An 807-nucleotide genomic window follows, 5' to 3' on the forward strand; every position below is an offset into this window, starting at 1 on the left:
TCGCGCCCCGGCAGGCGGATGCGCTCGCCGCCCTGGCGCGCGTGCACGCGCAGTGGCGCATCGAAGCCCGGCGCACCGGCCAGGCGCAGGCTGCCACCGCCGGGCAGCGGCAGGGGTGCATCGCCCAGCCATTCCTGTGTCCATTGTGCCGGCAACGGTGCACGCAACGGCCCGGCATGCAGCAGGTCGCGCCAACGCCGGATCCGCGCGCCCGACCATTCGAAGCCGCCTTCGGATTCGATCCTGTCGACGCCGTTGCCGGGTAGCGGCGGCAATCCCAGCTCCGCGCACCAGCGCCGCAGGATGCGTGCGCGGCGCGCAGGCGGATGCGTTTCGAGCACATCGGCGCGCAAGGTATCGGGCGACTGCAGCACTGCGGCCAGCCCTCGTGCATCCTCCGCTTCGAGCAGGTCCGTGGCCCCGGCGCACAACGCTGCGCTGCGCGCGAACGCCGCGTCCATGCCCGGCCAGCGCCTGCGCAGCAGCGGCATCACCTCGTTGCGCAGGAAGTTGCGGTCCAGCGTCGTGTCGGCGTTGGAAGGGTCCTCGATCCACTGCGGGCCGTGCGCGCGCGCATGCGCGAGCAATGCCGCGCGCGAATGCGCGAGCAGGGGGCGCCACAGCCAGCCCAGTGCATAAGCGCGCCACGGCCGCATCGCCGCCAGCCCGTCCGGCCCGGAGGCGCGCAGCGCGCGCAGCAGGAAGGTTTCGGCCTGGTCGTCTGCGTGATGGGCCAGGGCAAGGATCTCGCCTTCGCGCAGCGTCGCGGCGAAGGCGGCGTGGCGCGCCTCGCGCGCGGCGGCTTCC

Annotated in this window: 1 protein-coding gene; it reads right to left on the reverse strand. The window is 73.9% G+C overall.

Annotated features, from left to right (window positions below; translation table 11 throughout):
* On the reverse strand, positions 1-807 hold an 807-nt coding region (gene tilS / locus QAA18_RS12730; protein ID WP_279413460.1), incomplete at both ends, for a tRNA lysidine(34) synthetase TilS.

The sequence above is a fragment of the Luteimonas sp. 8-5 genome, assembly GCF_029763755.1.
GTDB lineage: Bacteria > Pseudomonadota > Gammaproteobacteria > Xanthomonadales > Xanthomonadaceae > Cognatiluteimonas.